Source organism: Microcoleus sp. CAWBG27 (assembly GCF_020883145.1).
Lineage (GTDB): Bacteria > Cyanobacteriota > Cyanobacteriia > Cyanobacteriales > Microcoleaceae > Microcoleus.
In genome coordinates this window covers 126,251-145,740 of sequence record NZ_JAHREU010000001.1, presented here as the reverse complement: position 1 = coordinate 145,740, position 19,490 = coordinate 126,251, and the positions used below count along the sequence as shown (strand labels likewise).

Annotated in this window: 10 protein-coding genes; 2 read left to right on the top strand and 8 right to left on the bottom strand. The window is 44.3% G+C overall.

What is annotated here, in order from left to right:
* Nucleotides 1-2: 2 nt before the first annotated feature.
* The 4 genes from QZ938_RS00525 to QZ938_RS00510 all read right to left on the bottom strand — a co-directional run bounded on the left by QZ938_RS00525 (nucleotide 3) and on the right by QZ938_RS00510 (nucleotide 12,073).
* A complete protein-coding gene (locus QZ938_RS00525) occupies nucleotides 3-6,269 on the bottom strand; it encodes a hybrid sensor histidine kinase/response regulator (protein WP_293346709.1) in 6,267 nt (2,088 codons plus the stop codon).
* Between the two features lie 394 nt (nucleotides 6,270-6,663).
* Complete coding sequence (locus tag QZ938_RS00520; protein WP_293346712.1) at nucleotides 6,664-7,542, bottom strand: carbohydrate ABC transporter permease; 879 nt, start codon at nucleotides 7,540-7,542, stop codon at nucleotides 6,664-6,666.
* A 180-nt stretch (nucleotides 7,543-7,722) separates the two neighbouring features.
* Nucleotides 7,723-9,186: a CIA30 family protein gene (locus QZ938_RS00515; RefSeq protein ID WP_293346715.1), complete on the bottom strand. Its 1,464-nt coding sequence runs from the start codon at nucleotides 9,184-9,186 to the stop codon at nucleotides 7,723-7,725.
* Nucleotides 9,187-9,523: 337 nt separating this feature from the next.
* Complete coding sequence (locus QZ938_RS00510) at nucleotides 9,524-12,073, bottom strand: ATP-binding protein (protein WP_293346718.1); 2,550 nt, start codon at nucleotides 12,071-12,073, stop codon at nucleotides 9,524-9,526.
* Nucleotides 12,074-12,560: 487 nt separating this feature from the next.
* On the opposite strand from QZ938_RS00510, the gene QZ938_RS00505 reads away from it, so the two are divergent.
* Nucleotides 12,561-12,968 (top strand): hypothetical protein, encoded by a 408-nt coding sequence (locus QZ938_RS00505; RefSeq protein ID WP_293346721.1) that lies wholly within the window; start codon nucleotides 12,561-12,563, stop codon nucleotides 12,966-12,968.
* Nucleotides 12,969-13,122: 154 nt separating this feature from the next.
* Here the strand turns inward: QZ938_RS00505 and QZ938_RS00500 are convergent, their stop codons facing one another.
* From QZ938_RS00500 to QZ938_RS00490, 3 genes are all read right to left on the bottom strand, one after another.
* The gene (locus QZ938_RS00500) at nucleotides 13,123-13,977 is read right to left on the bottom strand and encodes an Hpt domain-containing protein (protein ID WP_293346724.1); all 855 of its coding nucleotides are present in this window, start codon (nucleotides 13,975-13,977) and stop codon (nucleotides 13,123-13,125) included.
* Nucleotides 13,978-15,239: 1,262 nt separating this feature from the next.
* Nucleotides 15,240-15,785: a hypothetical protein gene (locus QZ938_RS00495; protein ID WP_293333796.1), complete on the bottom strand. Its 546-nt coding sequence runs from the start codon at nucleotides 15,783-15,785 to the stop codon at nucleotides 15,240-15,242.
* Between the two features lie 270 nt (nucleotides 15,786-16,055).
* On the bottom strand, nucleotides 16,056-16,970 hold the full coding sequence (locus QZ938_RS00490) for a DMT family transporter (protein WP_293346727.1): 915 nt from the start codon (nucleotides 16,968-16,970) through the stop codon (nucleotides 16,056-16,058).
* Nucleotides 16,971-17,248: 278 nt separating this feature from the next.
* On the opposite strand from QZ938_RS00490, the gene QZ938_RS00485 reads away from it, so the two are divergent.
* The gene (locus QZ938_RS00485; protein ID WP_293143801.1) at nucleotides 17,249-18,052 is read left to right on the top strand and encodes an SDR family oxidoreductase; all 804 of its coding nucleotides are present in this window, start codon (nucleotides 17,249-17,251) and stop codon (nucleotides 18,050-18,052) included.
* A 624-nt stretch (nucleotides 18,053-18,676) separates the two neighbouring features.
* Here the strand turns inward: QZ938_RS00485 and QZ938_RS00480 are convergent.
* Nucleotides 18,677-19,486: a calcium-binding protein gene (locus QZ938_RS00480; RefSeq protein ID WP_293143798.1), complete on the bottom strand. Its 810-nt coding sequence runs from the start codon at nucleotides 19,484-19,486 to the stop codon at nucleotides 18,677-18,679.
* Between the last annotated feature and the right edge of the window lie 4 nt (nucleotides 19,487-19,490).

Genomic DNA, 19,490 nt, shown 5'->3' with positions numbered 1-19,490 from the left:
TTTCAATGCTTCCTATATTGTTCTACGAATTCTAAAATCTTTGCTTCTTCAAAATTTTTAGCTAATTGATTCAGATGGCTGGCAAAAGAGACATATCTTGCATCCGTTTTGGCCAATTTTTCTGCTTGTTTTTGAATTCCTCCTAAGTCACCCATCATTGCTAATTCAAAAAGTACAGCTATTTCCTCTGCCGGAGGAGGGATAATTTTTTCATCTGGAATTTTAGATTGGTTGTCGGAATCTTCAGATTCATAATTTTCGTCTTCCAAATTCTCATAAATCCATTCTAACCCTAAATGAACTTGCAAACAATTTAAAAGTTCGTCAGCCCGGATCGGCTTGGGGAGAAAAGCATTGCATCCTGCTGCTAAACTTCCCTGCTTTTCCACTTCCATAATGCTAGCAGAAGTGCCGATCGCAACCACATTTTTAAAGAGCGGCAACTTGCGAATTTGCCGCATCGCTTCAAATCCGTCCATCACCGGCATTACCAAATCAATCAAGATACAATCCGGTTGAAATTCCAGGGCTTTATTCAAACAATCTTGACCGTCTGTAGCCTCAATTATTTCAAAACCCAACGGTTCTAGCAGGTGAATTAAAACCGAGCGATTTTCCCACTGATCGTCAACCACCAGAAGTTTTTTGTTAGTACCATTGAAACCTTTGATAAGTTTTTGGGAATACTTTTTATTGATTTCTGGGCTATCAACTGCTAGCAAATCTAACTCAAACCAGAAAATGCTACCTCTGCCTAAAGTGCTTTCTACTTGTAATTCGCTGCCCATAATCTCGACTAATTCCCGGCTGATTGCTAATCCCAATCCGGTTCCTTCGGTATGGCGGCGGGTATTGCCTACCTGTTCAAAAGGTGTAAATATCTTTGGCAATTCATCAGCAGCAATCCCAATTCCCGTATCTTCAACCTGAAACCGAATCCTCACCTTCGTAGTGAGGACTTCAGTCCTATTTTCATCGGTTGCACAATTCACTACTGAAACCTTAAATGTTACCCCACCCCTTTCAGTAAACTTAACAGCATTACCAATTAAATTAATCAATATTTGGCGCAACTTCTTTTCATCTGCCGAGATTGCACTGGGGAGATACGAAAGATATTCGCAATTAAAAGCTATGTTTTTTTGACTTGCCCGAATGCTACAAATAGCGTTAATGCCTTGAATGAAATCGGGAAAATCAAACTCTGTTGGCACGAGTTCCATTCTCCTTGCCTCGATTTTAGAAAGGTCTAAAATATCCTCTATCAAAGCGAGCAAGTGTTCGCCACAGCGGTGAATAACGCCAATTCCATTCTGTTGTTGCGAGGTCAAATGTTTGTCGCGCTTAAAGATTTGGGTGTAACCTAAAATGCCGTTGAGGGGTGTTCGCAATTCGTGGCTCATGTTAGCTAAAAATTCGCTTTTGGCGTGGCTGGCATCTCGGGCGACGGCTTCGGCTTTTTGGCGTTCTTTAATTTCTTGGGAAAGTAGCGAGTTTTTTTGGTGTAATTCTTGGGTGCGTTCTTTTACTTTTGCTTCTAGGGTAAAGTTGTATTCTGCGAGTTGTTTGTTGGCAGTTTCTAAGTTTGTGTAAAGGCGGGCATTTTCGAGGGCGATCGCAGCTTGGGAAGAAAGCAGCTTCAATACTTCCAAGCGATCGCCTGTAAAAGCCCCGGTTGTCAAGTTATTTTCCAAATACAGGATAGCGGTTAATTTGCCTTGATAGACGATCGCCGCGCATAACACCGATTTTGGCTGGCGATCGACGATGTAGGGGTCATTGTGGAAAATAGCGTCGCTGGTGGCGTCATTTAAGACGATATCTTGCTGGGTGCGATCGACAAAATTGATTAGCGATCGAGGATACGCACAATCCAAGCCGGCGCCTGAGAGTACCTGCACATCGCCGCCAACCTCTCCCGCAGCTTCAACGACAAATTCACCGTATTTCGACGCGATCAGACACCCAGTTTGGGCCCCCGCATTTTCCAACAAAATCCGCATCAATTTGTCCAGCAAAGCATCGAGGACAATTTCGCCGGAGATAGCCAGAGATGCTTTCATCACAGTAGCGAAATCCAAAGCTTTGTGAGTCTCAGTAACCGTTGCAGAAGTTGCAGTCACAGTCGGGCGATCGCTAATTGTGAGACTATCACTTTCCGGCATCCGTACAATCAACTGCGGATAGCGTTCCTCCAAATCTGCAACTTTCGCATTCGCGCCCCAACGGATGTAACCGTAGTAAGCATCCGTCATGTAAACCTTAGCCACCTTCTGGCGCCCCGCAAACAGGTAAAACTCAGCAGCTAATTCATTCGCCAAAGCCTCTTCCTGAATGTATCCCTGTTCGCGGGAATGTTGGATTGCGCGATCGTAAAATGCGATCGCCCGGTCTTTTTCTCCCAACACCCGCGCTTTCTCAGCCTCAACCAACTCATATTTGTGCAGGTAATTCATCGGTGCGTGGAAAGCCCAATGCTGCATTTTTTTCTGATTTGCTTCCACCTGTTCCAAATATTCTGCTTGTTGTTCAGTATCCGCAGTTGGATATACAGCTAATAAAGCCAGCGAATAGTAAAAATTGTGAGCAGCAATAGGCATCCACCCGCCCACCGATTGCAGGTATTTTGCACCCAAAGCAGCGCTATTAATAGCACTATTAAAGTCTTTAAATAAATATAAAATCATCGATTTAGCCAAATAGACATTAAACACCAACCAACCATTTTTAACCACCAGCCACTGCGGGAGCATCATCTCTTCATCAAAGCTTGCCCCAACCAAGCGATACTTATCTGCCGATAAACCCCGTAAATTTAAATTCATCTGTCTCCATATACTGAAATTGGAGGTAATATATTCGCTTTTAAATTGAGTGAATAAATTAATATAGTGCCCTTGTTTCTGTTCTAAACCATCGAGTTCTTCTCCTATAAAAATCAAAGAAGTGCAATAATTCAAAGCGCAATATCCAGCATAAATCAAATCTCCAACTTCCAGGCCACTTTGAAACCCTTCCTGCAAACTAGCCAGAGTTTCTCTCAGATGCTTTTTCCAAGGCTTAACAAAAGCATTAAACATATTAAAAACTTGGCATTTAATTGAATTGACACCATACTTTTTGAAGAGTTCTACAGACAGTTCCCCAGCATGATATCCTTTTTTGATCTCTGCCATGCCCCCACACAAAACCATACCGTACCAAGTATATGAAGAAGCAGAAAGTGGTGAATAACCTTGTGTCATGCAGAGATTGATTTGAGTCAAGATAATCGGCAATAAAATTTCTGGCTTATTAATCAATGCCGCAGAAGTAATAGACACTAGAAATCGCATAGCAGCCAGTTGTTCCGGGTCTGTCATTTGTGGCAAAGTATCTACTTCTTCCAGTTGTGGCAGTTGTACTTCCAGACGCCCACATTCCAAAATATGCGAGCGAGAAATTCCCATCATTTCCAAAGCTTGCAACCCAGCGTCTATAGCTTTTAGTCCTTGGGTTTTAGCTATATACATCTGGATTTTTAAATCGTATGCTTTTACTCTATCTAGTATATTTATAGCTTGTTCCAAGATGGCATCAATCAGGGTTTCTGCACCCTCAAAATTAGTATTGAGATACTCTGCTTCTGCCGCCTCTGTATGCAGATTGAGTGTCAGTTGGTACTGGCTCTGCCAGCTATTTTCTCCCAGCAGCCCCAAACCGATATTCAAATACTTTACTGCCGACTCATAAGCCATTGCAGCTTTAGCTTTTTGACCGGCAATCAGATTGAGTTCCGCTAACTCGCATCTTTCCGGTTCCGAAGTCAGTAAATCGATTCCGAAATTCAGTTGATTTACCAGTGCAAAAATATTGTCTTTCCGTGCTTCTGGAACGGTATTTTGTAGCAGCAATTGACCTATTTTTAAGTGAGTCTCTTGTTTCTCGTTATCGGGAATCAAAGAATAAGCTGCTTGCTGCACTCTGTCGTGCAAAAACTTATAATCAACCTTCACATCTTGCAGCCCAGCCAGCCCTGTTTCTAATCCTTCAAAAACCAGCGGAATTTTGTAATCGTTGCTCAGCGGCAAAATCAAACCTGCCTGAAGCGCATCCCAGATGTTTAATGCTGTTTCCTTCTGAGATTTTTCGCTGACAATTGCCAGCACTTCTAAATTAAACTGGTTGCCAATACAAGCAGCTAATTTTAATGCTGACTGCGCCGAGACAGGCAACTTCCGAATATTGCGAGCGATTAACTCTACGACATTGCAGTCAGTAATCCCAATGGCTTGGATGTGTCCGAGATCCCACTGCCACGTACTGGATGGAAAATCGTAAGCTAACAGATTTTCTTGATAAAGAGTTCTGAGTAACTGAGTTAGAAAGAAGGGATTGCCTTGGGTTTTGTTGAAAAGTAGCTCGGCGAAAAGTTGAATGTTTTCCGAAATTCCGCTTTTCAAAGTTTCGGATATTAAGAGTTGAACATGACTCAACTCTAAACGAGCGAGAACAATATTGCTAACTCTTTCGGGTATTCCTGCCCCTGCTTTTTCGATATTTTCGATGGTTTGAATCAACGGATGAGTAGGGCTGACTTCGTTATCTCTATAGGCTCCAATTAGCAACAAATATTTGCTGTCTGAATCTGTCACCAGCAGTTCAATTAATTTCAGCGATGCCGAATCAGCCCACTGCAAATCGTCGAGAAAAACTACTAGCGGGTGTTCTTTTGCAGTAAACACGCTAATGAATTGTTTAAACACTCGATTAAATCGGTTTTGTGATTCTGTCGGCCCCAATTCCGGGACTTCCGGCTGTTTCCCGATAATTAGTTCGACTTCGGGAATCACGTCTGTGACAACTTTCCCGCTGGTTCCCAAAGCCGCTAGCATTTTTTGTTTCCAAGTTACGATAGATGCTGTACTTTCTGTTAGCAACTGCCGAATCAATGACTGGAATGCTTGAATCACGGAAGCGTAGGGAATGTTGCGCTTAAACTGGTCAAATTTGCCGCCAATAAAATAGCCGCGCTGCCGAACTATGGGTTTTTGAACTTCGTTTACTAAGCAGGATTTGCCGATACCTGAGTAACCAGAAACCAGGATTAATTCGACCCCCCCGGCCCCCCTTGCTAAGGGGGGTGAAGAAAGCCCAGAAAGCTCCGAAAGCCCCCCCTTACCAAGGGGGGGTTGGGGGGGTTCTCCGGTGCTTTGGGAAGGTTCCGAAAGCCCCCCATTACCAAGGGGAATTCGCTCCGAAAGCCCCCCCTTACCAAGGGGAATTCGCTCCGAAAGCCCCCCCTTGGTAAGGGGGGGTTGGGGGGGTTCTACACCGCTAACTCGCTCAAAAGCGGCTAGCAAAGCGGCGACTTCGGCTTCTCTACCGTATAGTTTTTGGGGGATGAGGAGTTGACCTGCCCGATCGGCATTTCCGGCAGTAAAATCAGATATATTGCCTCTAGCTTGGAGTTGTGCGAGACAAGTTTCGAGGTCAAACCTCAGCCCGTCGGCACTTTGATACCTGTCTTCCGCCGTCTTCTCCAACAACTTCATCACAATTCCAGAAATTGCCTCGGGAATTTCCGGCTTCAAACTGCGGGGCGTGGGGGCGATTCTAGCGATGTGACAGTGAACTAATTCCAAAGGGTCGATCGCACTAAACGGCAATTCACCAGTCAGCATCTCGTAAAAAGTGACACCTAACGAGTAAAAATCGCTGCGATAGTCGATCGCCCGATTCATTCTACCAGTTTGTTCCGGCGAAATATAAGCTAACGTACCTTCGAGCAAATTGGGATAGCTGGGACTTGCGTTTTCTCTAACCAAGCGCGAGGAGATGCTGAAGTCAGTAATTTTGACCTGATAGGTTTCGGGATGGATAATGATATTGTGCGGTTTAATATCTTTGTGAATTATTTGATTTTGATGAATTTCACCCAAACTTTGAGCTAGCTGCACGGCTATTTCGAGAAAATGTTTTAATTTAATTTTTTGAGTAGTTAGAAATTTTGACAAAGCCAAGCCACCAAAGTCTTCTAATGTGAGTGCTACACTATTTTGATGCGTTTCTAGGCGGTATAAATTAACAATAGTTTCTATATTTCTTAGATTTTTTCTGATTTTATATTCGTGTCTCAAGCGAGTAATCTCTTCGAGAGTTGGATACTCACTTTTCAGGGTTTTGACTATGACGGGTAGGTTTTCTTGTTCCCAGATTCCCCGATAGATCGCAGTATTGATACCAGAATAAATTTGTTCCGTGATTTGATAGCCTGTTAGTAAAATCATAGTTTAATCAATTTGAATTTAAAGGGTTGACTGCAAATTTGCACGAGTTGTGCTGTGGGCGGAAGTCGATCGCCCGTGTTAGAGGGGTGATGGCACAGGTTGGGTGAAACAAATTCCGAGGCATAATCCACCTTAGTGCAAAGATCGCAGCTTTGGCATTGGCTATTTGGCTTAATCTTTAAGTCGATCGCACTTACGTATTCTTACTGATTAATACGTATTCTTACTGATTAAATTGTGTTTAATATAACTATTTGCTGCGCCGAGGGTTTTAACAGCCTTCTTAATCTTCTTCTCTCTTTCTTCTGTCAAGTCAACAGTCAACAGTCAACAGTCAACAGTCAACAGTCAACAGTCAACAGTCAACAATCAACAGTCAACAGTCAACAGTCAACTAATCATTGCGAGTCAAACCCTGAAGGCTAACTTGCAAAACCGACAAACCCAAAATCAGCAAAAACAAAACTAGGGCGATGGTACAAGCATAACCAATTTCCAAATCCTTAAAAGCCCGTTCGTAAAGATAATAAACAACAGTCTTAGAACTATTGCGAGGGCCGCCCTGAGTCATAATATAAACTTCTTCAAAAACCTTAGTAGCAGAAATCGCCGAAATCACCGCCACCAAAACCAAATAAGGCTTCATCAGCGGCACAGTAATATCCCAGTGTTTCCGCAAACCTTCCGAACCATCAATTGCCGCCGCTTCATAAAGTTCTCCCGGGATTGATTGCAGTCCAGCCAAATAAATTACCATGTAATAACCTAAGCCTTTCCAGACAGTAACTGCCATCACGCTAAAAATTGCCACCTTCGGATTTGCCAGCCAAGAAACCGGAGGCAAACCCAATACTTCCCCCAACTGATTTAGCAATCCCGTCTCAGCAAACAGCCACTTCCAAGCAATCCCCGCCACAACCATCGAAATCACCGCCGGCGTGTAATATGCGGCGCGGAACCAGTTCATCCCCCGCAGCTTTTGATTGCACAAAATTGCCATTCCCAAGGGTATAACAACCAATACAGGTACAACACAGGCGAGATATAACAGCGTATTGGTCAAAGTTTGCCAAAAAGTGCGATCGCCCCACAACCGCTCAAAATTCTTCAAACCCACCCACTGCGGCATTTGAGTTAAATCGTATTCGTAACTCGTAAAACTCAAATAAAAAGCTTGTAAAGCAGGCCACAAAACAGTCAAAGTCAAAACAAACAAAGCCGGAAACAAAAACAAATAAGGCGTTGAATAGCGGCGGAAAAAATTCAAAGGCATAAAATAGTTATTGGTTCTTAGTTATTAGTTATTATTTTACTCATCATACCAAATCCAGTTTCATCGGAATGATTAAACCGCGAAGACGCGAAGAGCGCGAAGGAAGAACTTCATCTTCTTCTTCCTCTTCCTTCGTGTCCTTTGCGTCTTCGCGGTTCGTTTAATCTTATTCCATAATTGTTATTTAACCCCAGAAAACAAAGCCTGCCACTCTCCGGGAGAACTGCCATTTTCCCCCTCTTTCACCTCAAAAGTAACCTTACAAGCCTGCGGTTGTTCCAAAGCTTGCACGCACAATTCCGCAATATCTTCCCGGCTAACTTTGCCCCGAATATTATCTCCTTGCTCGAAGATCAAAGCTTTGCCCCCAGGTTCTTCAGTCAAAGCGCAAGGTCTAACAACAGTATAAGGTATGCCGCTCGATCGCACGCAATCCTCCCCTTTCAACTTCCAAGTTAAAATTCCCCCCAGCATATCATTCATTCTGACAGCCGGCGGTTCGTCTTCCAAAATAAGTCCTGGGCGGCCCGGGCGAGTAACTCCAGCCGAACTCACCATCACAAATCGCGGCAAAGTCTGGCCGCCATCAGCCTTAATAGATTCTAATTCCAGTTGAAAAACACCCGGTGTAAATTTCGGATTCAGCGCGCCGTCGTATTCAAACTTGCTCAGCATTAACTGAAAGGAATAAATGCTGCTGGGATCGAATTTCGCGCCCTCCTTAACCGTCTTGGCGCGGAATACTGGAATTAACTTATCGAAGGGAACTACGATCGTAATCCAGGTATTGTACACAGTATCGAACGAATAGCAATAGCCGATACCATCCCATTTAGCCTCGCTACGCACGATCAACTTGTAGCGCTTACCATCCCCTTTGACCCGGAGCAGGAGACCGCTAAACCCTGCGAGATTGACCGGAGGATCGAAGTTGCGGGTGCGGACAGAAGCAAAGCCGCCCGAGTTGGCAGTGGAAACATTGCCCGTGAATATAGCTGTACTGTCTGTAAGTACGATCGAACTTTCGCTAGTCCCGCCCATCACAACATCGTCGAGGGCGCCCCAAGTTTCCTTTAAATCTTGGGTAGGTTTTGTGAAATCAAAAATGACTTTTTCGCCTGATTTAATTAGCTGGCTGCGAACAGCTTGCACTAAATTATTCAGGCCTTTGTATTCGACTATTTCGGGAACATCCACAACTTCCGGCATATAAAACTTGATGCCTTGATAGTATTTTTCCCTAGTTGGCGTGTCTCCTTCTACAGGTTGAACTTTGGTGCCCGTGCAGCAGATGACTGCTTCTACGCCCTCAGTGACGCGCGGTGTCAGCGTCTCGGCGATAGTGATATCTCCCTCGACTAATTCGACATTTTTGCCAAGAATTTCGGTTGCTCTTTTGGTATCTCTCACGAGACAGCGGACTTGATATCCTCGCTGTTGCAGCCGCTTGACAACTCGCTTCCCGACGCCGCCTGTGGCACCGGCTACCAGTACGAGTTTGGGCTTGTCTTTTTTACTGTTGCTGCTGCTTCCGAACAATTGTTGCAGCCAGCTAATGCTGCCAATGAAGGGAATCACCCCGAAATAAGCCAAGGTTTTGACAAATCTCCCAGCATCCCATTGGGCGGTATTTTTTTCAGTCACAGTCGCTTCCTCAGAGTTGGCTCAAATCTACTTATAGCAGTTGACAGTTGACAGTTGACAGTTGACAGTTATGGTATCCGAATCTAACCGTTTATAAAGCAAGGATTTTAGACTCTATTGATGAGTTCTTGAATATCCTAACCGATGTGGCGGTTGCTATAGCTGCTTTTGTATTTTAATCGAATTTTAGATTTGTGCATTTTGTCGATAAGCGCACTTTTTTTCACTTCACCGAATAGCAGGGGTTTGAAGTCCCAGCAGGTCGGCAGATTATGATAAGAACGGAGTTTAAATCTCCGTTCTTATCACTTCGCTGTCAACTGTCAACTGTCAACTGTCAACTGTTTAAAATCGGTTTGAGATGAGTTTGCCTCAACGGAATCTCAATAATCAACTCGGTTCCCTCTCCGGGGGCTGAAACACAGCTCAATTTGCCGCCGTGTTGTTCCACCACAATTTCGCGGCCAATCGCCAAACCTATCCCCGCACCTTTCCCTACCGGTTTTGTGGTAAAAAACGGCTCAAATATTTTCTGTCTAACTGTTTCTTCCATACCCCAAGCATTGTCCTTAATCCGAACTGCTACCGCTGTTTCTCCCGGACAAACTTCAGTCACGATCCGAATTTGTCCGCTCTTGGCTGTCTCTGCTTCGTGCCAAGAGTGCGGCGATAAATTTTTGTTAACAAAGGCATCTTCTAAAGCATCAAGCGCATTTGTCAGCACATTCATAAATACTTGGTTGATTTGAACTGGGTAACACTCAACCAACGGTAGAGAGCCATATTCTTTGTTGAGATGAATTGCAGGGCGATGGTACTGCGTACCTGCTACGCTAACGGGCTTCGGTTTGAATCGGTTGCTCAAAATCAGCAAAGCACTGTCCAATCCGTCGTGAATGTCAACTTCTTTAATCTCTGCTTCGTCAATTCTAGAGAAATTTCGCAGCGACTGAACAATCTCGCGGATGCGGTTAGCTCCTACTTTCATTGAACCCAGCAACCTCGGCAAGTCTTCAACTATAAACTCTAATTCTGCTCCTTCTATTTCTGCTTGAATTTCTGGCGAAGGCGACGGATAGTGCTGCTCGTAAAGCTGCAATAAATCGATCATTTTTTGACTGTATTCGTCGGCATAGTTAAGATTTCCGTATATGAAGTTAATCGGGTTAGTCACTTCATAGGCTACCGCCGCCACCAACTGTCCCAAACTTGACATTTTTTCGCTTTGCACCAATTGAGTTTGCGTCCGCTGAAGCTCGTACATCGCTGCTTTTAAATGCTCGCTTTTTTCGCGTTCTCTGGCGATTGAGGCTTCTAGTGCTCTATTTAATTTTTCGAGTTTTTTGGTTTGGCGCAGCACTATATTGATTATTGCTTTTTTTAGTTCCAATGCAGCGTCTATTTCGCATTGCTTCCACGGCAAAGATTTGCACCTCACATTTTCTTTCCACAGCTCGAAGGATTTCCTAGGAGACAGTCTGTGGCTGCCATCTTCATCTATTAGAACTGCTTTGTTGGGGTTTCCGGCCCAATTTACGGTCTTAATTACTTCCGGGCGAAACCACAAGACGTATATTTTCTGACTCGGCGATATTGCTATTGCCAAACACCCGCTAGCCGTGTTTTTAAATTCCTCAGCTTCTGGATAGCATTTAGTCAGCGAGTCTGTATAAAAAATTTCTTTTCTTAGGCTGTTTTGCACCCACTGAGTTAAGGATTTAAGCGCTTCTCCGTGAGGTGTTTCCCCGACTCGATAGCAATTTTCTCCAAATACTATTGATGCTCCCTGGGCGTTGACTGCTTCCAGCAAATTATGCTGGCATTTAACTAACACTTCTGACAAGTTTTCGGAGGTAGATATGTCTTCAAAAATCTGGGTTTGAATAGATTTTAAGTGTAGTTTGTAGTCGTAGTCTTCGTTGGCTTCTTTTGACTGCAATTCTAAGGACATTACTTGCCCGATAAACTCGCAAGCGGCTCGCACTTCATGGTTGAGGTATTTTGGTGTATAGTTATGGCCAACAATCAATCCCCACAGTTGTCTATCTTTGATTAAAGAGATTGATAAAGTAGCGGCAACGCCCATATTTTGCAGGTATTCTATGTGAATGGGAGACACGCTTCTCAACACGCTGAGACTGAGGTCTAGGGACTGCTTCGTAACAGAATTTTTTTCGGGAATGATGCGAACTGGTTGATAATTAATATCTGGTATTAACCTCAACCAATTTAACAAATACAGTTTTTTGGCTTGTTTGGGAATATCTGACTTGGGGTAGTTTAAGCCCAGGAATGAACTCAGGTTTTCTAGTTTGTCTTCAGCCACTATAGCACCGTTACCTTCTGCGTCAAATTGATAGGTCATAACTCTATCAAATCCCGAAATTTTCCGGATTTCTCCCACAGTCTGCTGACATAATTCTTTGAGATTTTTGGCGCTTTGAATTTGGCTGACAATGGATCTGACTGAATGATAAAAGCTAAAAACGGAAAGATTTTCTGTGGTGGTTGCTAATTCTAGCTCAATTATCAAAATTCCTTGTTGTCGGTGGAGGATGCAGTCAAATTCTAAAAACTTGTCTGCTTTGTTGACAGAGATTTTAATGGGATTGACGGTTTTTAAGTTTTCGTTCTGCAAACAGGCATTGAGTTTTTCTAACTGAACTTTATCGAAGAATAAGCTCAAATCTTGACCGATCGCACTTTTGGCATCGACTCCCAATAAATCTTGCGTATTTTCACTGACTTGCAGTATTTCTAGTTGAGGTTCTCGTACAACCACGAGAATCCCGTGAGGCTGAATGTGCCCCGATATGTGAATGGGTTCTGTGTCGCAGTTTGTCAAGTCAACTTCTGCGAGTGCTGGGATTGTGCTTTGTCGATCCATTGTCTCTATTTTCCGCTGTAAAATTTCGAGAGGGTTCTATCGATTTTAGATTTGATCTCAAATTTGCTTTTCAATAATCTCATATTGTTCGATCGCATAATGGCCCGATCCCTTGACCGACACTAACAAGGCATTATCCGAAAATCAGCGAATCGAAAATGATGGAGTCGAAAATTAGCCTACCGTTGTGTTGCTGCTAGACTGGCGCGAGCATTCTGGTTTTTTTTTACGAACTGAGCTATTCTATTCGAGCGATCCCCGATATTAATTATCGCAGCAATTGTTGCCATTCTTCAAGTCGTTTTAATGTTTTTCCACAATTTTAATATTTGTGGTAATATTTTACCATCATAAAAAAGGGGAGATAAATGTGTCTTCAGACCGGCCGACTGACGAAAAGATTAAGTTAAGGTAAGGGTGACAAGATTTGAAAGTCAAGTCGCGTTAAGCTCTTTAAGTATATCCAACAGGCCCGACAATTATACTGATGCTCGACTTCAATACAGTTACTGAGTTTTCTCATACCCACTGCATAGCTATCTGTGCCTTTTTAGTTCCGGCAAACTTGCTGACTACTTTGCAGACAGGGATTTTGACAGGACTAAACCGACCTCGAATGCAAGTTTGGGCGTCTGCGGCTGTGGCCAGCCTTTGGGCTACAGCAATGATATTTCACGTTTTTACCTGGTTCGCGATCGGGGTAGTAATGCCTCCGACATACATCTTGTTAGCTATGGCGATCGCTTGTCTGGCTATCAATATCTGGGCCGTGGGACATCCGGCGAGCATGATGCAATTAATTAGAGTTGCGGTATCAGCTTTTAGGGAAGTTTTAGAAGCAGGAAAAAGGAAGAAGTCAAGCGTGAAGTCGGAAGTTCGGCAACGGATTTTGTAACGGGTGTAACGAATAAAATTTTAGCGATCTAGGAAATAAGGAAGCAGAAAGAAATTGGCATCTGGCAGTCTGAAAGATGTCTGGGAGAATATTAGTTTTTACTAATCTGTTCCCTCGTTCCACCTATTAGTTCTGAGTCGTGATTTTATAACCCTTATTCCGGTTCGCGATCGCGACAATCTTCATCTTCCGGGCCGCTGGGATGGATCGTGCAGTTGAGCAGGTGGCCGCCGTCACTTCTGCCGTAATAGTAGCGACATCCCGTGCAAATTGCCGGAGGTTCGATCGCGCTTTGGTAAACCGGATAATCCATAGCCAGCAGTGAGAAGTCGCGCTGCGTCTGAACAGTCCCGATAATAGCGCCTGAAAGTTCGACAGCTTGGCGGATGTTTTCGAGCCTGGTATAAGGTGGCAGGTAAATGTCAATATAAAGGCGTATGCCGTCGCCTTCGTACTCGTGGCGGGTAATATTGCCTCCGAGCAAACCGACGCGCGACGTAATGGCGGAGGAAAATTCCCCAGCCAAGGTGCAGTAACCGCAGAAAAGGTGAATGTGTTCGTCGGTTACTGCTCTCACAGTCAGGCGAGTAGGAATCAGCACTCTCAGGTAAGCGTCGAGTTCGTCAAAAATCGGTTCGGCGAGGGACAGCATCTGGTTTGCGTCTTCGTTGTTGAGCCCAAAACCCTTAGAAACCTTGCAGACGAGGGCTACTAAAATATCAAAAACTTTAGCTAGCAGCGATTGCAGCCTGCTATCAATGGCGATCGGACATTCTCTGAGCAGTTTTAAATAATCTTCCAAACGATGGGCTACGCGCTGAATGCTGCTAAATCCCAGCATAGCTGCTCCCCCTTTAATCGAGTGCGAGGCTCGGATGAGCTGGTGTATCCTTTGGGGAGCTTGCACGGTGTTTTGCAGGCCCTGCAAACCTTGTTCCATGATTTGAAGGTGTTCTGTGGCTTCTTCTAGAAAGTAGCCGATAATCCGCTGTAGTTGTTCTGGTAACATAATTTTTTTCTCCGAAGTTCACCCTAATTACAGAAAGCAGAAAGCAGAAAGTAAAAATGCTGATATTTTTTAATCTTGAGTCAATATTTAACTGACGGGTGATATAAAACCGGCGTTGCACAGGACACAACACCGCAGTGCGAGCGAAAAGCGCTAGACTCGGAAAGTTAGGATGCCGATGCAAGTGGAAACCAGATTATTTGTCCTTGATATCTATCCTGCCTCACGATCGCGGCGGTGGCAAATATCTAACCAAAGAGGCTTCTGATTGCCCACATTTTTTAACGTGCTAATTTTCTCAACAAGCAAATTCCGCAACTCCGATTCTATCGTTGTTGATGGTTGGTTATTATCAATAGCTCTTAACTAATGAGAACAAATTGAATATCTAATACCAATGGCACTGAAATGCTTTCAGGAGATGTGGGTAAGTCCCGATCGCGTTAGGAGCGCGAATTAAATAATTTACACAAGCTTGTGGGATGGGCGTCCCGCCCGCCCTTTCTGGACGGGCGGGACGCCCATCCCACAAGAACCATAAAAATGGTAAGTTATCACAATACTTCGGACAGTTTTAGATCTAATCGAGTATCTCAAACCCTTGATAGCTATAGGGATGAGTATTTTTTCAATCTTTAAGTCTAGCCCGCTCGTTTCAAAAAACAATTAAAAATGCCAGGGCTTACGCTGTAACGCTTACAGAGTCGTTAAAAAAGTGTCCGAAGTATTGTTATCAGAAAATTGGGTTTAAAACCCCGTCCTAAAAGGACGGCTTTAATTTTTTAAATCCATTCCTAAAAATCAAGAAATTCCTAGTATTTGTGCTATACTTAAATAGTCAAGGTTAAACTCCTTTGCCCGAAGTGAAACAGGACATGAGACACACTTTTAGGCATAAACCGGGGGACGCAGAGCAGCGAAAACTCTTTAAACAGCTAGAGGCTGAATTCAGTAAGCCTTAAACCAGTCAAAACAAACTATTTTTAGGATTGTTAAGTAGGGTAGGGCATACCCAAACTCTAGATAAGTATTCTAGTACGCTTTTGGAGACAGACCCGCTGGGGTGGCTGCGAATCAGGCTCGTTAATTGGTAGGATTCTACGGTTAAAAGGTTTGAGTATTGCCGTAAGGACGCAACACTTAAAGGTTAGTCGCTGAATTAAGAATCCCCGCACCTTGATAGTCGGGGAGTGTCAATCCCATTAGTATGCTGAGAGCGCGAGCGATATGGCAACAACGGCTATATCGCTCGTCCGATTTTCCTATTTAGCGACTGTTGCACCGACTTTGGCTGCGATCGCGCCTAAAGCGTTGCGGTTGGCTTGTAGAAGCGTGTTATTTTTCTGCACCATGCTGCCACTCAATTCTGGGGGAGCGGGCAGTTTAACACCTAATTTTTCAGCGATCGCGCGGACAATTTGTCTATTACCCAACAATAATTTGTGGTTTTCTGCCGCTAAGTCACCGCTCCCTGGGCCTGCAACGCTGGGTACAGTTGCGCCTACTTTGGTAGCGATACTGGTAAAAATAGCTCTGTTTTGCAAGATTAGCTGTTGGTTAACTTGCAAAGGATTGCTACCCGACGGTGCTGCCTCGTTGCTAGCTGCTGCGCCTACTTTAGCAGCAATATTTTTAGCTGTTTGACCATTTTTTAATAGCAAATCGCGATTTTGCTGTATGAGTGTTTGTTCGTTGGCTTGGGCAATAATTGCATTATTAGTAGTAGGTGGTTGAACTAATTGACCAGAGCTTCCCAATAATCCAGATGCCAATAAAGTAGCAGTGAAACCAACAATTAATTTAGACATTTTTTCTTTCCTCGATATGTTTTTTTGACAAGCAGTTTTTTTACTGCGTCATCTACCAAAAGAAACATATCAAGACTTTTTTGAGCAGTTTGTCACGAATGTTACATTTCGTAACAAACTTATGCAAAAAGTGCAACTTCTAATTGCAATTTTTACAATTACAGACAGAAAGTAGGTTTTTATAGCAGTTGACAGTTGACAGTTGACGGTTGACGGTTGACAGTTGATAAGCGAAGATATTTGCTATCTTTTTTGCTTTTAACTTATTTACTAAGATTTTTGGGTTCCGAAAGTGGCGGCGGCTACACCGAAGAGGAGTACCGCAGCACCTGCGAGTACGGCCGGTGCGGGCATTTCCCCAAACAGCAAATAACCCAAACTACTCGCCCCAACGGGTTCAAACAAGATGGCAAGAGTTACCAGAGTTGGGGAAATTTGCGCTACAGCCCAGTTTAAAATGGTGTGACCTACTAATTGAGGGAAGGCGGCGGTTAACAAAATGTACAGATATACAATGTTTGGATAACCGGTATAACTGGTACCGAAGGCGAGGGGTAGAGGTAGCAGGACGATCGCAGCAACAGTATAGGCGATCGCGATATAACCGCCAATTCCCAATCCCCGCCGTTGAGCTTCCCGGCCCAGCAACAGATACAAGCTGACAGCCCAGGAACCAGTCAGAGCAAGGAAATCGCCGAATAATTGAGTGTTGCCGGTATTGGCTGCGCCGCCGCTTCCGAGGGCGATCGCCATGGAGCCAGCAAGCGCTATACTAATGCCTGCGATCGACATTTTGCTGAGTTTTTCACCAAACCAGAAGCGGGATAACAGCGCTACCCAGACGGGATTTGTGGTGACAAGGGCTGTGGAAGCTGCGATCGAAGTATAAGACAGTGAGGTGATCCAGAGAGCAAAGTGCAGGGCGAGACACAAACCCGCCGCCGCAGCATATCGCCGAGCTCCGGGCTGTAGGGCTTTCCACTGAATTTTCGGCCAAGCCGGAAGCAGAATTAAGGCGGATAAAGCCAAGCGAGAAGCGGCGAGCACCAGACTGAAACCGAGGCCGCCCGCGCCTGCTTTCTGGTTGGCTAGCCGGATCAAGATTGAGGCGGTTGAGACTGCTAACACGCCAATAGTTAAGACGAGGGCGATCGACCAATTCGACGGTTTTTGCGGAATATTCATTTTTTAGGCATTAGCCAAGCAAGTCATTGATAATTGGCCAAACAAATCATTGATAATTGGTCAAATTTTCGCACAAATTCTCAACACTTTTTATTTTCGTCCTTTCTCATCTCTTCCTTCGCGTCTTCGCGGTTCGTTAAAAAAGTCCGATCGCCATGCTTAAAAAATTGGCCTACTCCAAAAATATTAATCTAGAGCGCGCCTAAAATTAGATTACCTCTGTTATAGTTTCAATTACCGCAGCAAACCATTTTCCTACTGACAATTTATAACAATCTATGGCTCCTACAGTTTTGATTACAGGCGCTTCTCAAGGAAGCGGCAAGGCAACGGCACTGTTATTTGCCCGTCAAGGTTACGATGTGGTGATGGTGGCTCGGGAGCCGGAGAGATTGGCAGCAGCAGCGGCTCAGGTGCAGCGTGAAGGCACTTCGGCTGTGGCGATTGCGGGGGATGTTGGTGACATTCAACAAGTGCGGGCGATCGTCCAAAAAGCCCTGGATACCTGCGGAAACATTGATGTTTTGGTGAATAATGCTGGAATTTGTCTCGCAGGGGCGATCGAGCAAACCACCTCCGAAGATTGGCAGCAATTAATGAATACCAATTTTTGGGGCTGTGTTAACACAATTCAAGAACTTTTGCCACATTTTCTCGATCGCAAAACGGGTACAATCGTCAATGTTGGTTCCATTGGTGGCAAAATGCCCTTACCTCAAATGACTGCCTATTGCGCCAGTAAGTATGCAGTAACGGGTTTGACAGAAACTTTGCGATTGGAATTGGCGCCCCAAGGAATTCATGTTTGCGCGGTACACCCGGGTTTGATTAACAGCGATTTCTTGGAAAGAGCTCAATTTCGCGATCGAGACGAGCCCGCAGTCGAATTGCGCCGCCAACAAATGAGTGAAATGCTAAAATCTGACTGGGCAAATCAACCGGAAGATATTGCTAAAGCTATCTGGGATGCTGTGAAGAATCAGCGTGCAGAAGTCACAGTCGGCCCTGCTTTCTTGGCATCGGAAGCCTATCGCTTATTCCCCGGTTTAATGCAGTGGGCAATGGAAAAGGGCAAGTTATAATTAGTCAGCAGTCATTATTAGTATGGCAGGGTAAATTTATTGTCGTCAGACAAATTAGGTACGTAGTTGCGCTTCAGCGCTCTTTGCTTATATATATAAAGAGCGAAAAATTAGGTATGTAGTTGCGCTTCAGCGCTCTTTGCTTATATATATAAAGAGCGAAAAATTAGGTACGTAGTTGCGCTTCAGCGCTGTTTCCTTATCTTATAAAGAGCGACAAATTAGGTATGTAGTTGCGCTTCAGCGCTCTTTCCTTATATATATAAAGAGCGCTGAAGCGCAACAACGTACCTTGGCCCAATCTTTGTCGAGCAAACAAACTCAACCTCAAATATTGTACCAAGAATTTTTCTGAAATTGGGATTATTAGTAGACGAGCAATTGCATTCATTCCCAGCGATCTGAAAATCATCTGCGTTAATCTGTGTTTATCTGCCTTACATCTGCGGTTTCTGGATCGAGGTCAGACTTATTTAAGTCTAGTCTAATAAGGTGCGTATAGCCTTTCTCAAAAAGATGAGGTATGACTGACAGCTTATATAACCACTAAATTAAGAGGGCCCAAGCCCAACAACGTACCTCATCTTTCTAATAAGGTGCGTAGTTCGCACCCTACACTACAGATTAAAGCAGAGAACTAGCATTAATCAAACGACCGGTTAAATCTGCCGGAGTCACATTCAACACAGTCCCTAACAAAGCATTAGTAAAACCGAATCTAATATTAGTAGCTTCCACACGCCCATTACGATCTGGATCGAGACTTTGCTGCGAGATGCCGCCCTTGGCTAACAAACTCGTTCCCCCCGATAAAGTTCCTGGATCGAGTAACAGCAGTCTCGGATCGTTTAAACTATAACTCACTTGTTCAAAAGTGATATTGCTGCTGGTGAATGCCGTACTAATTCCGATGGAATCGCTAGACTTATCAAAATCGACAATTACGGCGTCAGGAACTTCATTCCCAACTAATCTAAGTCCAGCTTGATCGACTCTCAAAACAAAGACATCGTTGCCCGCACCTCCTTTGTAAACATCCACATCTCTGTCGCCAATTAAAGTATCGTTGCCGTCACCACCGACTAACAAATCAACACCTTGCCCCCCGCGCAGCAAATCATTTCCCGCACCGCCATCAACGAAATCACTATTTTTATCTCCCGTCAAGAAATCGTTTCCAGCTTCTCCCAAAACATCGTCATCAGCTTTGCCGCCGTAAATAGAATCATCGCCGGCACCGCCAAACAGACTGTCTTTACCATCGTTGCCGAAAATCCTTTCTGCATCTGACGCGCCCCTCACAGTATCATTGCCGCCCAGCATCCAAAGTCCCCCAGGAAAACTGGCAAGTTGTCCCGGTGCAAGTGTAATATTTTCAGCAGTATTGTCTCCTACCAAGCGAGGGATGCCTGAATTATCTGGCGTGAGTACCATAGTT